This is a genomic window from Nocardia sp. NPDC049737, assembly GCF_040674755.1.
Classification (GTDB): domain Bacteria; phylum Actinomycetota; class Actinomycetes; order Mycobacteriales; family Mycobacteriaceae; genus Nocardia.
In genome coordinates this window covers 97,941-113,952 of record NZ_JBFANH010000014.1, presented here as the reverse complement: position 1 = coordinate 113,952, position 16,012 = coordinate 97,941, and the positions used below count along the sequence as shown (strand labels likewise).

14 protein-coding genes are annotated in these 16,012 nt (G+C 64.6%); 11 read left to right on the top strand and 3 right to left on the bottom strand.

Annotation, left to right across the window (positions count from 1 at the left end):
- Positions 1–176 precede the first annotated feature (176 nt).
- Positions 177–1,880 carry a CocE/NonD family hydrolase gene (locus AB0J47_RS20060; protein ID WP_364347604.1) on the top strand — a complete coding sequence of 568 codons (1,704 nt, stop codon included), beginning with the start codon at positions 177–179 and terminating at the stop codon, positions 1,878–1,880.
- 36 nt (positions 1,881–1,916) lie between these two features.
- On the opposite strand, the gene AB0J47_RS20055 is transcribed toward AB0J47_RS20060, so the two are convergent.
- Positions 1,917–3,368, bottom strand: a complete 1,452-nt coding sequence (locus AB0J47_RS20055; RefSeq protein ID WP_364347601.1) for an aminotransferase class I/II-fold pyridoxal phosphate-dependent enzyme — start codon at positions 3,366–3,368, stop codon at positions 1,917–1,919.
- 122 nt (positions 3,369–3,490) lie between these two features.
- Here AB0J47_RS20055 and AB0J47_RS20050 point away from each other — a divergent pair, with 122 nt between their 5' ends.
- From AB0J47_RS20050 to AB0J47_RS20020, 7 genes are all read left to right on the top strand, one after another.
- Complete coding sequence (locus AB0J47_RS20050; protein WP_364347598.1) at positions 3,491–4,327, top strand: nitrilase-related carbon-nitrogen hydrolase; 837 nt, start codon at positions 3,491–3,493, stop codon at positions 4,325–4,327.
- Between the two features lie 16 nt (positions 4,328–4,343).
- A complete protein-coding gene (gene hydA / locus AB0J47_RS20045) occupies positions 4,344–5,765 on the top strand; it encodes a dihydropyrimidinase (RefSeq protein WP_364347595.1) in 1,422 nt (473 codons plus the stop codon).
- A gap of 37 nt (positions 5,766–5,802) precedes the next feature.
- Positions 5,803–6,840: a TIGR03842 family LLM class F420-dependent oxidoreductase gene (locus tag AB0J47_RS20040; RefSeq protein ID WP_364347592.1), complete on the top strand. Its 1,038-nt coding sequence runs from the start codon at positions 5,803–5,805 to the stop codon at positions 6,838–6,840.
- A gap of 88 nt (positions 6,841–6,928) precedes the next feature.
- On the top strand, positions 6,929–7,819 hold the full coding sequence (locus AB0J47_RS20035; protein ID WP_364347589.1) for an ABC transporter permease subunit: 891 nt from the start codon (positions 6,929–6,931) through the stop codon (positions 7,817–7,819).
- A complete protein-coding gene (locus tag AB0J47_RS20030) occupies positions 7,816–8,724 on the top strand; it encodes an ABC transporter ATP-binding protein (protein WP_364347586.1) in 909 nt (302 codons plus the stop codon). The genes AB0J47_RS20035 and AB0J47_RS20030 overlap by 4 nt, the downstream gene beginning before the upstream one ends.
- On the top strand, positions 8,721–9,497 hold the full coding sequence (locus tag AB0J47_RS20025; RefSeq protein ID WP_364347583.1) for an ABC transporter permease subunit: 777 nt from the start codon (positions 8,721–8,723) through the stop codon (positions 9,495–9,497). Before AB0J47_RS20030 ends, AB0J47_RS20025 begins: the two co-directional genes overlap by 4 nt.
- Positions 9,494–10,636, top strand: a complete 1,143-nt coding sequence (locus AB0J47_RS20020; protein ID WP_364347580.1) for an ABC transporter substrate-binding protein — start codon at positions 9,494–9,496, stop codon at positions 10,634–10,636. The genes AB0J47_RS20025 and AB0J47_RS20020 overlap by 4 nt, the downstream gene beginning before the upstream one ends.
- Before the next feature lie 130 nt (positions 10,637–10,766).
- Here the strand turns inward: AB0J47_RS20020 and AB0J47_RS20015 are convergent, their stop codons facing one another.
- Positions 10,767–11,288 (bottom strand): OsmC family protein, encoded by a 522-nt coding sequence (locus tag AB0J47_RS20015; protein ID WP_364347577.1) that lies wholly within the window; start codon positions 11,286–11,288, stop codon positions 10,767–10,769.
- 181 nt (positions 11,289–11,469) lie between these two features.
- Here AB0J47_RS20015 and AB0J47_RS20010 point away from each other — a divergent pair, with 181 nt between their 5' ends.
- Together AB0J47_RS20010 and AB0J47_RS20005 are read left to right on the top strand one after the other, a co-directional pair.
- A complete protein-coding gene (locus tag AB0J47_RS20010) occupies positions 11,470–11,679 on the top strand; it encodes a hypothetical protein (RefSeq protein WP_364347575.1) in 210 nt (69 codons plus the stop codon).
- 248 nt (positions 11,680–11,927) lie between these two features.
- Positions 11,928–13,937: a polyprenyl synthetase family protein gene (locus tag AB0J47_RS20005; RefSeq protein ID WP_364347573.1), complete on the top strand. Its 2,010-nt coding sequence runs from the start codon at positions 11,928–11,930 to the stop codon at positions 13,935–13,937.
- A 178-nt stretch (positions 13,938–14,115) separates the two neighbouring features.
- On the opposite strand, the gene AB0J47_RS20000 is transcribed toward AB0J47_RS20005, so the two are convergent.
- A complete protein-coding gene (locus tag AB0J47_RS20000) occupies positions 14,116–15,231 on the bottom strand; it encodes a YbdK family carboxylate-amine ligase (RefSeq protein WP_364347571.1) in 1,116 nt (371 codons plus the stop codon).
- A gap of 404 nt (positions 15,232–15,635) precedes the next feature.
- Between AB0J47_RS20000 and AB0J47_RS19995 the strand changes: the two genes are divergently transcribed.
- Positions 15,636–15,911, top strand: coding sequence for a hypothetical protein (locus tag AB0J47_RS19995; protein WP_364347569.1), 276 nt, complete (start codon positions 15,636–15,638; stop codon positions 15,909–15,911).
- Positions 15,912–16,012 lie beyond the last annotated feature (101 nt).

Sequence of the window (16,012 nt, the reverse complement as noted above, 5' to 3'; positions counted from 1 at the left end):
TCAGCTTGTCCGGATACATATTTCGCTGGTGTACCGCGGTGGTGTGTGTAGGCGCACTAATAGGCGGATGCACGGCGAGCGCCGGGACGAAATCGACCTCGCAAACGGGTGCCTGGCCACCCGACGATGACCGTGGCACATGTGCGGTCGACAAGCAGGCCGACCTTCCGGCAACGATGCGCGACGGCATGTTGCTGCGCGCCGATGTGTACCGCCCGCAGACCAGCGATCTGGTGCCGGTGATCCTGATGCGCACCCAGTACGGCAAGTCCGCCGCGCAGATCCAGCCCTCGCGCTATCGCACACCCGACTGGTTCGCCTCGCACTGCTACCTCGTGGTCATCCAGGACATCCGCGGTATCGGCAGCTCCGACGGCACATTCAGTGAATTCGGCAATGACATCCACGACGGCTACGACACGGTGGAATGGGCGGCGCGGCTGCCCGGTTCGAACGGCAAGGTCGGCATGTACGGCTCGTCATATGTCGGTGCCACACAATGGCTGGCCGCCGTCGAGACGCCACCGCATCTGACCACGATCGTGCCCGCGAATACCGCCTCCGACTACTACGACGGCTGGACCTACGAGGGCGGCGCGTTCCGGCTCGGTTTCGTCGAACCATGGGCGATGGGCACAATCGGCCTGGAATCCGCCGAACGACGTGACGACAAGGCCACCGCCAACCAGCTGCGCGCGGATCTGCAGAACATCACCTCATGGCTGAATTACCGCCCCTACAAAGACTTTCCGCCACTGCAGCCGAATAATCCGGCCGTCGCGCCTTGGTACTTCGACTGGATCCGCAACTCGACACGTAACGACTACTGGAAGCAGCGGAGTATCCGCGACCGCTATCCGAATGTGCAGGTGCCGGTACTCGATATCGAGGGCTGGTACGACGCATTCCTCGCGGGTGGCATCGAGAACTTCACCGGCATGGTCGAGCGTGGCGCCGTATCGGCCCGGCAGAACCAGCGATTGGTCATCGGTCCCTGGGACCACCTCGGCTGGGGGCGGCCGACCTCGATGATCGCGCCCCGGCTCGAGCAGCTCGGACCGGTCGGCGACAGCCCGATCAACGAGCTGATGCTGGCGTGGTTCGACCACTTCCTCAAAGGCACGGACAACGGCGTCGCGGGCAAACCCCGCGTCGACTACTTCCTCATGGGCGCCAATCGATGGAAGTCGGCACCGAGTTGGCCACTGCCGCAAACACAATGGAAGGAATACTTCTTCGCCGACAGCGGCGCCAACGGTGTGGCCGGTCGGGGCGGCAAACTCATCGACCACGCACCGAGCGGGCCAGTCGCGGTCGACCGGTATGTCTACGACCCCGCCGCACCCGCACCGAGCATCGGCGGACATTCGTGCTGTTCGGTCGGATCGGGCCCACAGGGACCGTTCGACCAGACCGCGGTCGAGCAGCGTTCGGATGTGCTCACCTACAGCACCGACCGGCTCGGCGCCGATACCGAGGTCACCGGTCCGATTACCGTGAAGCTGTGGGCGTCGTCCACCACACCGGATACCGACTTCGTCGCGCGGCTGGAGGTCGTCGCACCCGATGGATCGGCCGTCAACCTCAACAATGGCATCATCCGCGCCGCGTTCCGAGAATCGTTATCGGATCCGACACCCTTGGTGCCCGGCCGGCCCTATCAGTTCACGATTAAGATCTGGCCGACCAGCTACCAGTTCAAGGCGGGCGATCGGATCCGAGTGGCGATCAGCAGCAGTGACTATCCGCAGTACGCGCCGAACCCGAATACCGGCGAACCCTTCGGTGACAGCGCCCGTACGCAGCCCGCCACGCAGACGATCTACAAGGATGCCGAGCATCCCTCCTCGGTGATCGTGCCCATTATCCCGACCGGGTGACGACGGCTCGACCAGTTTCGATATCGAGCCGGGATCCTAAGCGCGACGAACGCGACGGTAGGTGGGGGCCGCGGTGGTCGCGGCGGCGAGCTCGGTGGCGACCCAGTCCAGCTCGCCGTCGGTTATCGCGGCGACGGTGATGCGCAGGTGGTCGCCGTGCGGGTGGTCCTCGACCTCGAAGGGGCGGCCGGGTGCGGCCTTGATGCCCGCGGCGGCCAGGGATATCATGGCCGCGTTCTCGTCGGCGACCGGGAGCCACACATTGATGCCGTCACCACGGGCAACGGCGATGCCCTTGCGGGCCAGGGCGCGACGGAGTTCGGTTGAGCGCCTGCGGTATTCGGTGCGGGCCGCGGCGACGGTGCGCACGGCGGTGTCGTCGTCGAGCATGGTGAGCAGCAGGCGCTGCAGCAGTCGGCTGGTCCAGCCGGGGCCGAGCATGCGCCGCTCGATCATCGGATCGAGCAACTCGGCGGGGCCGCCGACCACCGCGAGGCGCAGGTCCGCACCGTGGGATTTGGAGTAGGAGCGGATGTGTACCGTTCGGCTCGGCAGTCGCGAGCCGAGGGATCGCAGTGTGGTGGCGGCGATGCCTGCGGAGTGGTCGTCCTCGATGACGAGGGTGTCTGTGCCGGTGAGGATTTCGGACAGTTCGCGGGTACGGGCTGCGGTGAGCGAGACGCCGGTCGGGTTCTGTGCACGCGGCTGCAGGATCAGCGCCACGGCGCCGCGTGCCCGCTCGAGATCATCTGGCAGTAAGCCGGATTCATCCATGCGAACCGGAATGGGTCGAGCGCCGACCCGGGCGAGCAGGTCGAGAAATGGTGGGAAGCAAGGATCTTCGACGGCCACCGCGTCGCCGAGCCGCACATGCGTGGTGAGCAATCGGTCGATGGCGTCCAGTGCTCCGTCGACGACCGCGAGCCGTTCGGCGCGAAAGGGCCAATCGGTGCGCACCTTGGCGGCCAGTTCCGGCAGCACGGCCTCGCCGAGATAGTCCGCCGCGAGATCATTGCCGCGTCCGTGCTCGGTGATCGCGCGCAGTGCGGCGACCAGATGCGGTAGGAGCCGCGGATCGGGGGTACCGCGGGACAGATCGATGCGGAAGGCGCTGTCCGAGGGTGGATGCAGGCGCTGATAGCGGCCCGTCGGCGTGGTCGCGCGGGTGGCGGTGCGTTCGCCGACGAAGGTTCCGGCGCGCCCTCGCGCCACGATCGCGCCGGTGGCGGCCAGCGCGCGCCAAGCCTGGTTGACGGTAGCGGGCGACACCCGCAACTCGCGGGCGACTTCACGCACGGTCGGTAGCCGGGATCCGGGTTCGATTGCTCCGGAACGAATCCGGCGGCTCACCGCGGCCGCGATTCCGGCCGGGGTGCGATCTTCGAGATCCGCGTTGAACAGGCCGGACCCGGCCGTGACAGGTGCGGGCGCGGTGTCTCGCAGGTCGTCTGCGGGCACCGGCGGCGCGGTCGTCGGATCGAAGTTCACAGCGTCATTCTGCGTCGGGCACAGCGCCGGAACGAGGACCGGCCCCAAGGTTTACGGCTACGAAACTGTTTCCGCAATCTTGTAACACAACCGAATTGGATCTCGGTGAAGTATAACAAAGCATGGGAATCGTTCGAGCGGCGCTCGTCCAGACGAACTGGACGGGTGATAAAGAGTCCATGATCAAGGCGCACGAGGACTACGCGCGCCAGGCCGCCGCACAGGGCGCCAAGGTGATCTGCTTCCAGGAGCTGTTCTACGGCCCGTACTTCTGCCAGTTGCAGGACGCGAAGTTCTACGACTACGCGGAATCGGTGCCGGGTCCGACGACGGAGCGATTCGCGGCCCTGGCAAAGGAATTGGGTTTGGTAATGATCCTGCCGGTGTACGAGCAGGAACAGCCCGGGCTGCTCTACAACACCGCGGCGGTCATCGATGCGGACGGCAGTTACCTCGGCAAGTACCGCAAACACCATATTCCGCACGTCAACGGATTCTGGGAGAAGTTCTACTTCCGTCCCGGAAATGTGGGCTGGCCGGTCTTCGATACCGCGGTCGGCAAGGTCGGCGTCTACATCTGTTACGACCGGCATTTCCCGGAGGGCTGGCGTGCCCTGGGCCTGGCGGGCGCGGAAATCGTCTTCAACCCCTCCGCGACCTCGCGCGGCCTGTCCGGGTATCTGTGGAAGCTGGAGCAACCGGCCTCCGCGGTCGCCAATGAATACTTCATCGGCGCCATCAACCGGGTCGGCATCGAGGAATACGGCGATGACGATTTCTACGGAACCAGCTATTTCGTGGATCCGGAAGGTAAATTCGTCGGAGACGTCGCCTCGGACTCCGATCCCGAACTGGTGATCCGTGACCTCGATATGGATCTGATCAAGGTGGTGCGCGACCGCTGGGCGTTCTATCGCGATCGCCGCCCCGACGCCTACGGACCGATGGTGGCTCCCTGAGGCTGGTGATATCGATATGACGAAGATATTCATTCACGGCGGCACGGTGGTCTCGGCCACCGGATCGCAATTGCTCGATGTGCTCGTCGACGGCGAGACAATTGTCGCCGTCCTGCAACCCGGCGCCACCGCATTGGGCGCGAATCTCGGCGAGTCCGCCGAAATGGTCATCGACGCGACCGGAAAATATGTGATTCCCGGCGGTGTGGACGGCCACACCCATATGCAGCTGCCCTTCGGCGGCACCGAGGCCTCGGATACCTTCGAAACCGGCACCCGCGCGGCCGCCTGGGGCGGTACCACGACCATTGTCGACTTCGCGGTGCAGAAACCGGGCGAGCGGGTGCAGGACACCCTCGCTCTATGGCATGAGAAAGCCGCGGGCAACTGCGCGATCGACTACGGCTTCCACCAGATCATCGGTGAAGTGAACGACGAATCCCTCAAGGGGATGAGCGAATTGGTGGCCGAGGGTGTCACCAGTTTCAAGTTTTTCATGGCCTATCCGGGTGTCTTCTACTCCGATGACGGTCAGATCCTGCGGGCCATGCAATCGGCGGGCGATTTGGGCGCGCTGCTGATGATGCACGCGGAGAACGGAATCGCCATCGATGCGCTGGTCGAGCAGGCGCTGGCGCGCGGTGAGACCTCGCCGTATTACCACGGTGTCACCCGGCCGTGGCAGATGGAGGAGGAGGCCACCCATCGCGCGATCATGCTGGCGCAGTTGACGAATGCGCCGCTGTATATCGTGCACGTCTCGGCCAAGCAGGCGATGGAACAGATCGCCGCCGCGCGGGGCAATGGGCAGAACGTCTTCGGTGAAACCTGCCCGCAGTATCTGTACCTGTCGCTCGAAGAGCATTTGGGCGCACCGGGTTTCGAGGGCGCGAAATGGGTGTGCTCGACGCCGCTGCGGTCGCGGGCGCAGGGACATCAGGATGAGCTGTGGCGCTATATCCGCACGGGTGATGTCACATCGGTGAGCACCGACCACTGCCCCTTCTGCATGAAGGATCAGAAAGAGTTGGGGCTCGGCGATTTCAGCAAGATCCCCAATGGGATCGGCGGCGTCGAACATCGGATGGATCTGATGTTCCAGGGCGTCAAGAACGGGTTGATATCACTGGAGCGCTGGGTCGAGGTCTGCTGCACGACCCCGGCGCGCATGTTCGGCATGTATCCGCGCAAGGGCGTCATCAGTCCGGGCGCCGACGCCGACATCGTCATCTATGACCCGAACGGGCACACCAGCATCGGGTTCGGCAAGACCCATCACATGAATATGGATCACTCGGCCTGGGAGGGCTTCGAGATCGACGGACACGTCGACACGGTGCTCTCGCGCGGTCGCGTGATCGTCGACGACGGTGCGTATCTCGGCCGGACCGGTCACGGCCGGTTCATCGCCCGTGAATTGTCGCAGAACCTGATCTGACTCGAATGGCCTGATCGACCTGAATGGAGAGTGCCGCATGGATATCGGTGTGGTGCTGCAATGCACACCTCCCGCCTCGCGGGTGGTCGAACTGGCCAGACAAGCGGAGACACATGGTTTTTCGCATGTGTGGACCTTCGATTCGCACCTACTGTGGCAGGAGCCCTACGTCATCTACAGCCAGATCCTGGCCGCCACCCGCAAGGTGTTCGTCGGCCCGATGGTCACCAATCCGGCCACCAGGGACTGGACGGTGACCGCGTCGACATTCGCGACGCTCAACGATATGTTCGGCAATCGCACCGTCTGCGGAATCGGGCGTGGTGACTCCGCGGTGCGCACCCTCGGCGGCAAGCCGACGACCCTGGCGACATTGCGTGAATCCATCGAGGTGATCAGGGAACTCGGCAATGGTCGCAGCGCCGAAATCGGCGACACCGTAGTGCGTTTTCCATGGGCGAGTGACTCGCGGCTCGAGGTGTGGGTGGCCGGATACGGTCCGCGCGCACTCGACCTGACCGGTGAAGTCGCCGACGGGTTCATTCTGCAACTCGCCGACCCGGATATCGCCGCATGGACGATCGCCCGGGTGCGGGCGGCCGCCGAGAAGGCGGGGCGTGCGCCAGAATCGGTGAAAATCTGTGTGGCGGCACCGGCCTATGTCACCGACGGGTCCGATGCCGCGACGGCCCATGCCCGGGAGCAGTGCCGCTGGTTCGGTGGCATGGTCGGTAATCACGTCGCCGATATTGTCGCGAAATACGGTACCGGCGGCGATATTCCGGCCGCGCTCACCGACTACATCGCGGGCCGTCAGGGCTACGACTACAACGAGCACGGCCGCGCGGGTAACACCCATGCCGAATTCGTGCCAGATGCCATCGTGGACCGCTTCTGTGTGATCGGCACGCCCGATGAGCAGTTGGCGCGGTTGCACGAGTTGGAGAAGTTGGGTGTCGACCAGTTCGCGGTCTATCTCCAGCACGATGCCAAGACCGCCACTTTGGAGGCGTACGGGGAGTCGGTGCTGCCCAGGTTGGCGCATCCGGTCACGGCGACGGCGGGAGCGGAGTGATCGTCTCGGCAGCGGCGCTCGCGGCGGGGTGCTATGAGCTGGTCGACAGGCGTGTCCCGGAGCCGGCTCCGGTGTCGGCGGGTGACCGATGAGAGCGGGAGCTTTGCGGGCGCGGCAGGTCGGCTACGCGGTCGGTGTGCTGGTGCTGGTGGTCGCGGTATGGGAACTGGTGAAGTACTTCGTGCCGGAGCACGGGATGAGTATCGGCGACACCCGGATTCTGCCGCGCACGAGTGACGCAGCGTTGCCGCACGTCTGGTCGGTCATCACCGTGCTCGGTGACAAAGACGGCACCGGCACCGTCGGCGGAACACTGCTGCGCACAGCGGGATTCACCTTCGGGCTCGCGCTGTTGGCATTGGCGATCGGCACGGTAGTCGGTATCGCGCTCGCGGTGGTAATGCAGCGTTTCGCCTTCGTCGAGCGCGGATTGCTGCCCTACATCGTTGTCTCGCAGACGGTTCCGTTGATCGCCTTGGCGCCGCTGGTGGCCGGATGGGGCGGGAAGATCGTTATCGCCGGTGAGCCGTGGCGACCGTGGATGAGTATCGCGGTCATCGCTTCGTATCTGGCCTTCTTCCCGGTGGCAGTCGGGATGTTGCGCGGATTGCAGGCGCCGTCCAAGGCGTCGGTGGAATTGCTGCACAGCTACTCCGCGAATTGGTGGGAGACATTGGTGCACTTGCGATTTCCCGCTGCGGTGCCGCATTTTCTGCCGGCCCTGCGCTTGGCCGCGGCGGCATCGGTGATCGGTGCCGTGGTCGCGGAGATCTCGACCGGCACCGCGGGTGGCATCGGCCGTCAGATCATCGTCTTCTCCCAGCAGGCCACCGGCGATGCGGCCCGGCTCTACGCGGCTGTTCTCGCCGCGGCACTGCTCGGTGTCGCTGTGACCGCCGTCGTCGGCTTCGCCGAACTGGCACTACGTCGTTACAGCCGTCCCGCCGGGGCGCGCGGTTCTTCAGGAGGTACCCGTTGACCGGGAAAGTGGAATCGGCCACCACGGGCAGCGATGCGGCCGACGAGCAGATCCAGGCAGCGGATCCGGTTCCCGTCGCGGCGAATGCCGAAGACGTTGCGGCGGTCGAGCTCACCGATGTCGGCAAGATCTTCGACGCGGGTTCGGTGACGGCACTCACCAGTGTCTCGCTGAAAGTCATTGCGGGGGAGTTCGTCTCGCTGATCGGTCCCTCGGGCTGCGGTAAATCCACCCTGTTGCGCATCATCGCCGATCTGGAAGGACCGAGCAGCGGGACCGTGACCGTGCATGGCAAGTCCGCGCGGCAGGCCAGAATCGATCAGGACTACGGCATCGCCTTCCAACAGGCGGGACTGCTGGACTGGCGCACCGTGCAGGCCAATGTCGAATTACCGCTCGAACTGCACAAGGTTCCGAGGGCCGAAAGGCGCGCTCGCAGTGCGGAACTCCTAGAGATGGCTGGACTGACCGATTTCGCCGACCGCTATCCGGCGGAACTGTCCGGCGGTATGCAACAGCGTGTGGCTATCGCCAGAGCACTGGCCCCAAAGCCCTCGCTGCTGCTCATGGACGAACCGTTCGGTGCGCTGGATGAGATGACCCGCGAACACATGCAGGGTGAGTTACTGCGCATCGCCGGAGAGACCGGCGCCGCAGTGGTTTTCGTGACGCATTCCATTCCGGAGGCAGTGTTCCTGTCCGACCGCGTCGTGGTCATGTCACCGCGGCCCGGCCGCATCACCGAGATCGTGCCGACCGGCGGCTGGGGCCGCGAGGCAGGCGTCAGCGGCGACGATATTCGTTCCAGCGAGGCGTTTTTCGAGGCCATCGCCGCCGTTCGCACCGCACTGCGCGGCGGGCACCAGACCGCCGACATCATCGTGGCCGGACAGGATCTGCGATGAAGACGTGGCTACCTCCGATGGTTTTCGGTGTCGGCGGATTGGCGCTGTGGCAGGTGTTGACCGTCGCCGCGGGTGTGCCGTCGTTCCTGCTGCCCGCGCCGACCGCGATCGCGAAACAGTTCACCGAGAACTTCGACCGCATTGTCGATGCCGCCACCGCAACGGGTACTAATGCCCTCATCGGCCTGCTGGTCGGTGCACTCGTGGGCATTGGGGCGGCCATGGTCGCGGTGCGGTTCCGGCTGGTCGAGGGGCTGTTGACACCGCTGGCCGCCGCGGCCGCGGCCGTGCCGATCGTCGCACTCGCCCCGCTGCTGAATTCGATGTATTCGACCACCACCGAGACCCCGCGCCGCATGGTAGTGGCCATCGTGGTGTTCTTCCCGATGTTCGTCAGCACCGCCCGTGGCCTTCGGCAAGTGCCACAGGTGCACGCGGATCTGATGACCTCGTATGCGGCGGGCGGCTGGCAGATCACCCGCACGGTGCGGCTACCGGCGGCACTGCCCTATCTGTTCACCGGACTGCGAATCGCGGCTCCGGGCGCGGTGATCGCGGCCATAATCGCCGAATACTTCGGCGGCCTGCAGAACGGCCTCGGCAGCCGAATTACCTCCGCCGCGGCGAACACCGCCTATCCGCGCGCCTGGGCGTATGTGGTCGGCGCCATGATCGTCGGCCTGCTCTTCCTTACCGTCGTCCTGATCCTCGAACAACTGACCCGCCGACCCCGGACCATTCTGATCCGCGACATCTTTGGGAGATCGAAATGAGAATTTCCACAGGGCGTTTACGTGCTTGTCTCGCGCTGGTGGCGTTGGCGGCGGCCGCGCTGACCGGCTGCAGTACCACCGACAATGGTTCTGGAACCACCGCAGATGGCCTGACCAAGGTTCGTCTGCAGTTGCAGTGGTTCAAGCAGGGGCAGTTCGCGGGTTATCTGGCCGCCGTGGATCAGGGCTTCTATAAGGAGCAGGGCCTTTCCGTCGAAATCCTCGATGGCGGAACGGATATCGTCCCGCAGACGGTACTTGCGCAGGGGCAGGCCGATTACGCGATCGCCTGGGTGCCCAAGGCGCTGGCATCCCGCGAGGCCGGGGCGGGTATCACCGATGTGGCGCAGGTGTTCCAGCGCTCGGGTACCAAGCAGGTGTCGTTCAAGTCCGACAACATTACGGGACCGGCCGCACTGCGCGGTAAGACCGTCGGAAACTGGGGCTACGGCAATGAATTCGAGCTGTTCGCAGGCATGACCAAGGCGGGCATCGATCCGTCCGAGGATGTCAAGCTCGTCCAGCAGCAGTTCGATATGAACGCCTTCCTCGCCAAGGACATCACCGCCGCCCAGGCCATGTCCTACAACGAGTACGCCCAGCTGCTGGAGACGAAGAATCCGGTCACTGGAAAGCTTTACACCGCAGACGATTTCGCGACCATCGACTGGAACGACGAGGGCGTGGCCATGCTGCAGGACGCGATCTGGGCGAATTCGGAGAAGCTGAAAGACGCGAAATACCAGGACCAGACCGTCAAATTCATCACGGCGTCGCTGAAGGGCTGGGCATTCTGCCGCGACAATGTCGACAAATGCCGCGATATCACCGTCGCCGCCGGCAGCACTCTCGGCGCCAGCCACCAGCAGTGGCAGATCAACGAGGTCAACAAGCTGATCTGGCCCTCGCCCAACGGGATCGGCATGATCGACAAGTCCGCATGGGACCGCACGGTGAAGATCGCCAAGGAGACCAAGAACCAGGAGGGCGTCACGGTGTTGAAACAGGATCCCGATGCGGGTGCGTTCACCAACGAATACGTCACCAAAGCGCTGGACCTACTGAAATCCGGTGGAATCGATGTCACCGGAACGGGATTCGCGCCGCAGCAGGTGACCCTGACCGAAGGCGGCAAATAGGCACCACTGACGGTGTCCGGGATTTTGCCCGCATGGATCGCACGCGTACGGAACCCGTACTCGCGTTCAACCATTGGCCTCACACCCGCCTCATCGCGCCACGAAAACCGTCGAACCCTAGGGTCCCGGGCTAGGTAAGGACGACTTCGAGCGGCACCGCGTTGCGTACCGTATGTCCCACCGGCGAACTGGCCAGCACCTTCGCGTGCAACTGTTCGAGCTGTTCCGGGGAGGCGTCGGCGTCGATCGTCACGGTGGCGGTAATCGACTCGAAGCCCGCGTGCCCGTCGGCGAGCCCTAGGAAGACGTGCAGGTCGATATCGCCCTTCAAGTCGACGCGCAGGTCGTTGACGTGGATACCGGCGATCGTGGCGTTCGCTGCGTATCCGACGGTCAGGCAGTTCCCGAGCGCTGCGAGGAGTTGCTCTACCGGATTCGGGGCACCGTCGGCTCCGCCGAGGGCAGCCGGCTCATCCGATGGGACAGGAGCGAATGTGCGGATACTCGCCTCCGAGGCGAACGCACCCTTCCATGTCACGTGAGCCGTCCAAGTGGTTTGGGCCTTAACCGGGTCGGCCTGGATAGCCCCCACCAGGCCACCGACGGCGTCGATGTCGACGTTGTTGAGAAATGCACTGGTATCGACAGTCACGGATTCTCCCTGAAATAATGTAATTCCCTGTGCCTCATCAGTTTTTCCCTCTCATCCGGCTGTGGACAGGGTTTCGCGCAAACTGATTCAAGGCCCGAAGTGCCGTGGTCATCCCGGCGCCCTACGGCACACGGTTCCAAGAACCGTGCGGAGCCGTTCGGCACCATGACTACGGAACGTTGTGCGTACGCACGGCGCGGTCGGCGATGTCGTCGAATTCCTGCGCAGGCTCGAGCTGTGGCCGGACAGTCTCGCCGACATCGACGACGTCGCCTACCACGACGGTGTGCAGACCATGTGGACGACGGTGTTCGGCGATGACGTTACGCGGCACCGGATCCCGTCGATCCGGATCTGCGTCGTTAGCGCCAGAGTGATCTACAACCGCTGACGGTGCCGGCGATCGCCCGCGCGCTCCCGGGCGCGGCTGGTCCGCGCGCCGCGCGCCGAAACGACCAGGTAGCTGCGGCGGGCATCGGCAGACACGCCCACCCGGTGCGCACCAACATCCACGGAGACCCATCCACCGAGTATCGAGAGGTTAAAAACGGGTTGCGCCAACATTTTTCGCGTGGGGTGGTCAAATTCTCTTGATCACGGTGTTGTGGATGACCGATGTACCCAGTCAGGAGCGTGCGCGTGCCCAGTGAAATCGATTCTGCTGTTTTCCCGTATCTGGAGACGGACTTGGACCGTGTTCGCGATGTTCTGGGGCCGGTCCGGTTCCGGGGCAGGCCGGAGCTGACCCCGCTCACTGACCAAGGCCCGGATACGTCGCGGCGTCTTGTCCGGCCCACGTTGACGTTGCTGTCGTATTACCTGCTCGCTGATCCTTCGGTGCCGGCCGATGACCGGGTGGTGCAGGCCGCGGCCGCGGTGGAGTTGCTGCATCTGGGGTCGCTCTACCACGACGATGTCATCGATCACGCTTATGAGCGTCGAGGACGTCCCAGCGCCAACGCGGTGTGGGGCTCGCATATGGCCGTCCTGGGTGGAGACTCGGTGACGATGGAGGGCGCGCATCTGCTGGCCGAACTCGGCCAGCGCGAAGCTCTCGCGGGAACGAGCGCAGGCAAGCAGATGTGCGCGGGCGTGGTGATCGAGGCGGCCGACCTCTACGACCCATACCGCAGCGAGCAGTCCTACCTGGACTCGATCGACGGCAAGACCGCGGCGCTGCTCTCGCTGGCATGCCGGGTGGGTGCGATGCAGGCCGGACGCGGTGATCGGGAAGAAGAGGCACTGGCCATGTTCGGCCGGCACTTCGGGGTGGCCTACCAGCTGTATGACGACATCCTCGATTTGACCTCGACCGCCGAGGAAATGGGCAAGCCCGTGAACGCGGATCTGCTCGAGGGCATCTACACACTGCCCGTGATCCGTGCGGCCGCCCGCGACCGGGCCCTTGCCCGCCTGCTGAACAGAGCAATGACAGGGCAGGAAGCCGCACGTGCCCGGGAAATCGTCATCGCCTCCGGTACCGTCGACGAAGCACAGGCGATGGCCGATGAACTCATCGACCGGGCCGTTGGTCGGCTCGCAGTGTCGACCATTGACCCGCGCACCCGCCACGCGATGACCGCCTACGCCCGGTCCGCACTCGATCGGCGAACTCCTGCGCCGGTGGCCTCCCGGCCTTCGACGCAACCCCCAGCAGCTCATGATGACGCGCTCTCGCCGCAGGTCGCGCAATGGCTGAGGAGCTGGATGGTGGACACCGGCCTTGTCATCTCCCCGGCCGAGTTCGACCGCCACTACCGGTGGGCAGCAACGCCACGGATCCCGGCGCAGATCCTGGACGCGACGGACACGGCCCGCGCCCGAACCGCCGTCGGTCTGGGCATGCTGGCCTTTGTATGGGATGACCTGTTCGACGATCCGCAGCTGATGGACCCGCAAGCAGTCACCGCCCTGCGGCGTGGCCTGGTGGCAACGCTGCACCAGGACCCGCAGGTACCTTGGCGGCACGGTCCGATCCCGGCGGCGTGGGCTTATTTGTGGCCACGCGTGCGCGAGGGCCGCAGCGCCCGCTGGCAGGAACGGTTCCTCGACAGCCTCGAGGAATGGTTCGAAGCCGCCGAACGCGAAGCGCACCATCGCATCAACGGCTACATCCCCCCGACGGCCGACTACCTGTCGCTGCGGAGGTCGACCAGCGGGATCGACATCGCAATCGCAGGCCTGGAGGTGCACCAGGACCGAGAATTGCCGCCGAAGCTGCGCAGCCACCCCGTGATTCGCCGACTCGAGGAACTGCTTTTCATGGTGACCTGCGCGGAGAACGACGTGGTGGGGCTGGATCGGGACGAGGCCGGCCATGTCCCCTACAACCTGGTGCGGGCGATCCAGCACGAAACCGGTTGCAGCCGGGGTGAAGCCATCGAGCAGGTGCAGCGCCAGACGGCCGAGCAACGTGCCCAGATCGACGCGCTGACCCGTTACCTTCCCGCGCTCCTGCGTGTACTGCCCGGCCTGTCGGGCCGGGGGGAAGAGTACGCGGCGATCTACGAGAACATGACGAACGCGGCACTCTGGATGCGTGAGAGCGAGCGGTACACCCAAACCTCCACTTCCGCAGCACCAGACTTGGAACGCTTGCGCCGTGATATCTACTTCCTGGCTGCCGACCCGGCTCCGACCACGCCATAAGCCGCGACCGATTCTTCGGCCGCCTCTAGGTATCCGTCCCTGTTTCTGACCGGCTTGCAGGAAGTGCGCCTGACGTATTCGGCCGTGCGACGCTGGTACGGCTCGCGGGCTGGGACACTGCTGATGCTCGATATCCGTGGCGGATCAAAGGAGGTGGCGGATCAAAGGAGGTGGCGGATCAATGGAATTGGGCGCACGGGCCGTTAGTCAACCGGAAGGACTCGATGAGTTCTTTCAATCCGAGCCTTGCCACGATGCGCTGTCGTGCGGCACCGGTTCCATGGTGTTCCAGTGCGGTCAGTAATCGCCGGGCAACCGCGGTGTCACCGGCTTCTTCGAGTTCGTCGGCGATCCAGTCGATCAGATTGCCCAGCATTCTCAAGGCGGGCACCTGTACTTCCTCGACGGTATCGATCGCGGGTCCGGTGAGACCGTGTCGGGCCGCTGCCCATACCGCGGCCGCACCGACTTGGTGGTCGATATGCGGGCCCTCGATTCCGGCTTCCAGTTTGGTAATTGCGGTTTGCACCAGTCCGCGGGTCAGTACCGCCTGCAGGACGGCGTCGTCGACCGTCGCGGCAGTGTCGGCGGCGCGAACTTCGACGGTCGGGTACACGTCGGAGGGGCGAGCCAGCCAGAACGACATGTGGGCGTCGATGAGGACGCCGGATTCGACGAGCGTCGCCACTCGATTCTCATAGTCGTCGGCCGATCGCGCATAAGGCGGTAAGCCCGAACCGGGGAACCGAGACAGTTCGGCGATCCGCCATGAGCTGTAGCCGGAGTCGTGGCCGTCATGGAACGGCGAATTCGCGCCGACCGCGATCAGGGTCGGTAACCATGGCCGTAGATGATTCACCACGGCGACGGCCTGATCGTCCCCGTCGACGCCGATATGCACATGCGCACCGCAGGCGGTATAGGTTTGCGCCATTTCCCGATATCGGTTGTGGATACGCGCATATCGGCTGTCCTCGGTGCCGCCGCAGTGCGGGGTGGCGCAGACGGGCGCGTATCCGATCGGGAGGACCAACAGTTCGCAATCGCGCCCGGCGGTGGCGAGCTTTGCGCGGGCCGTGCTCAAATCTGTCCGCAAGGTTTGCATCGTCGTGTGAACGAGGCTGACCGACTCGATCTGGACTCGTTGTAGCTCCGGTTTGAATCTCTTGGATTCATCGGGCTCGAGATTCGTGTGCATCCAGTCGATAACCGTGTCCACTCCCACGACCGGCACTCCGCCGACGTCGAGTAGGAGAAACTCTTCCTCGAATCCCACTGTGCGCCGCTGCTGCATCGGATCTACCTTCGTCGCCCGTACTCCTGCCTCGCCGACATACCCGCGAAGAATTAGGGCAAACACCTGGCACTTGCTGCCTGCGCACACCTGACCGCAAGTTTTCCGCGATGTTTCAATCGGCCGGAGCCGGGTAAGCGGGCTGTCAGTCGGTTAGGTGAAATATGGTGCGGAGTCGGCAGGCTCGCCTGCGGGTTGATCTCACGAGCGATCCGGGGGATGTTCCATCCGTTGTGCGACGGAAGGCGAGGATCCGGACGACTTCGGCGGGATCTCGGCGGTGAGCCGTGTCCTGATCGCAAATGCAGGCAGCACGTTCAGTCCAGCACCCCGCGGATCGACACCCCGATTCGACCGTGTGCAGTGAGTCCGCACCGCTAGCACTAGGGCTACTGTATGCATCTATGGCGACCAGGGAGGTTACCGTGACGGTGACCGTGGACGACACCGAGTGGGCCGAGCTGTGTGATGCGGCCGCGTGCGCGGGCATGAACGTGCCCGACTTCCTCGCCCAGAGTGCACGATTGGTCGCGCTGAAGCCCAGCGCGGCGCGGTCGGCGCGAGTATCCCGGGAGCACCTACCGCGCGGCTCGTCGCGGGACGACAGCGAAACGGCCGCTTGGGCCGAGAGCTTCTCTCAGCGTCTGCATCACCGGGCCGATCTATTCCGCAACGACTAGACCGCCACGAGCTCGACGGCGTGCGCTGTGCGTTCCCCCGCTGCAGCCTCGCTCGGGCACTGAACAGCAGGCCAGCCGTCGCGGTCAGGCCAGCAGTGGCA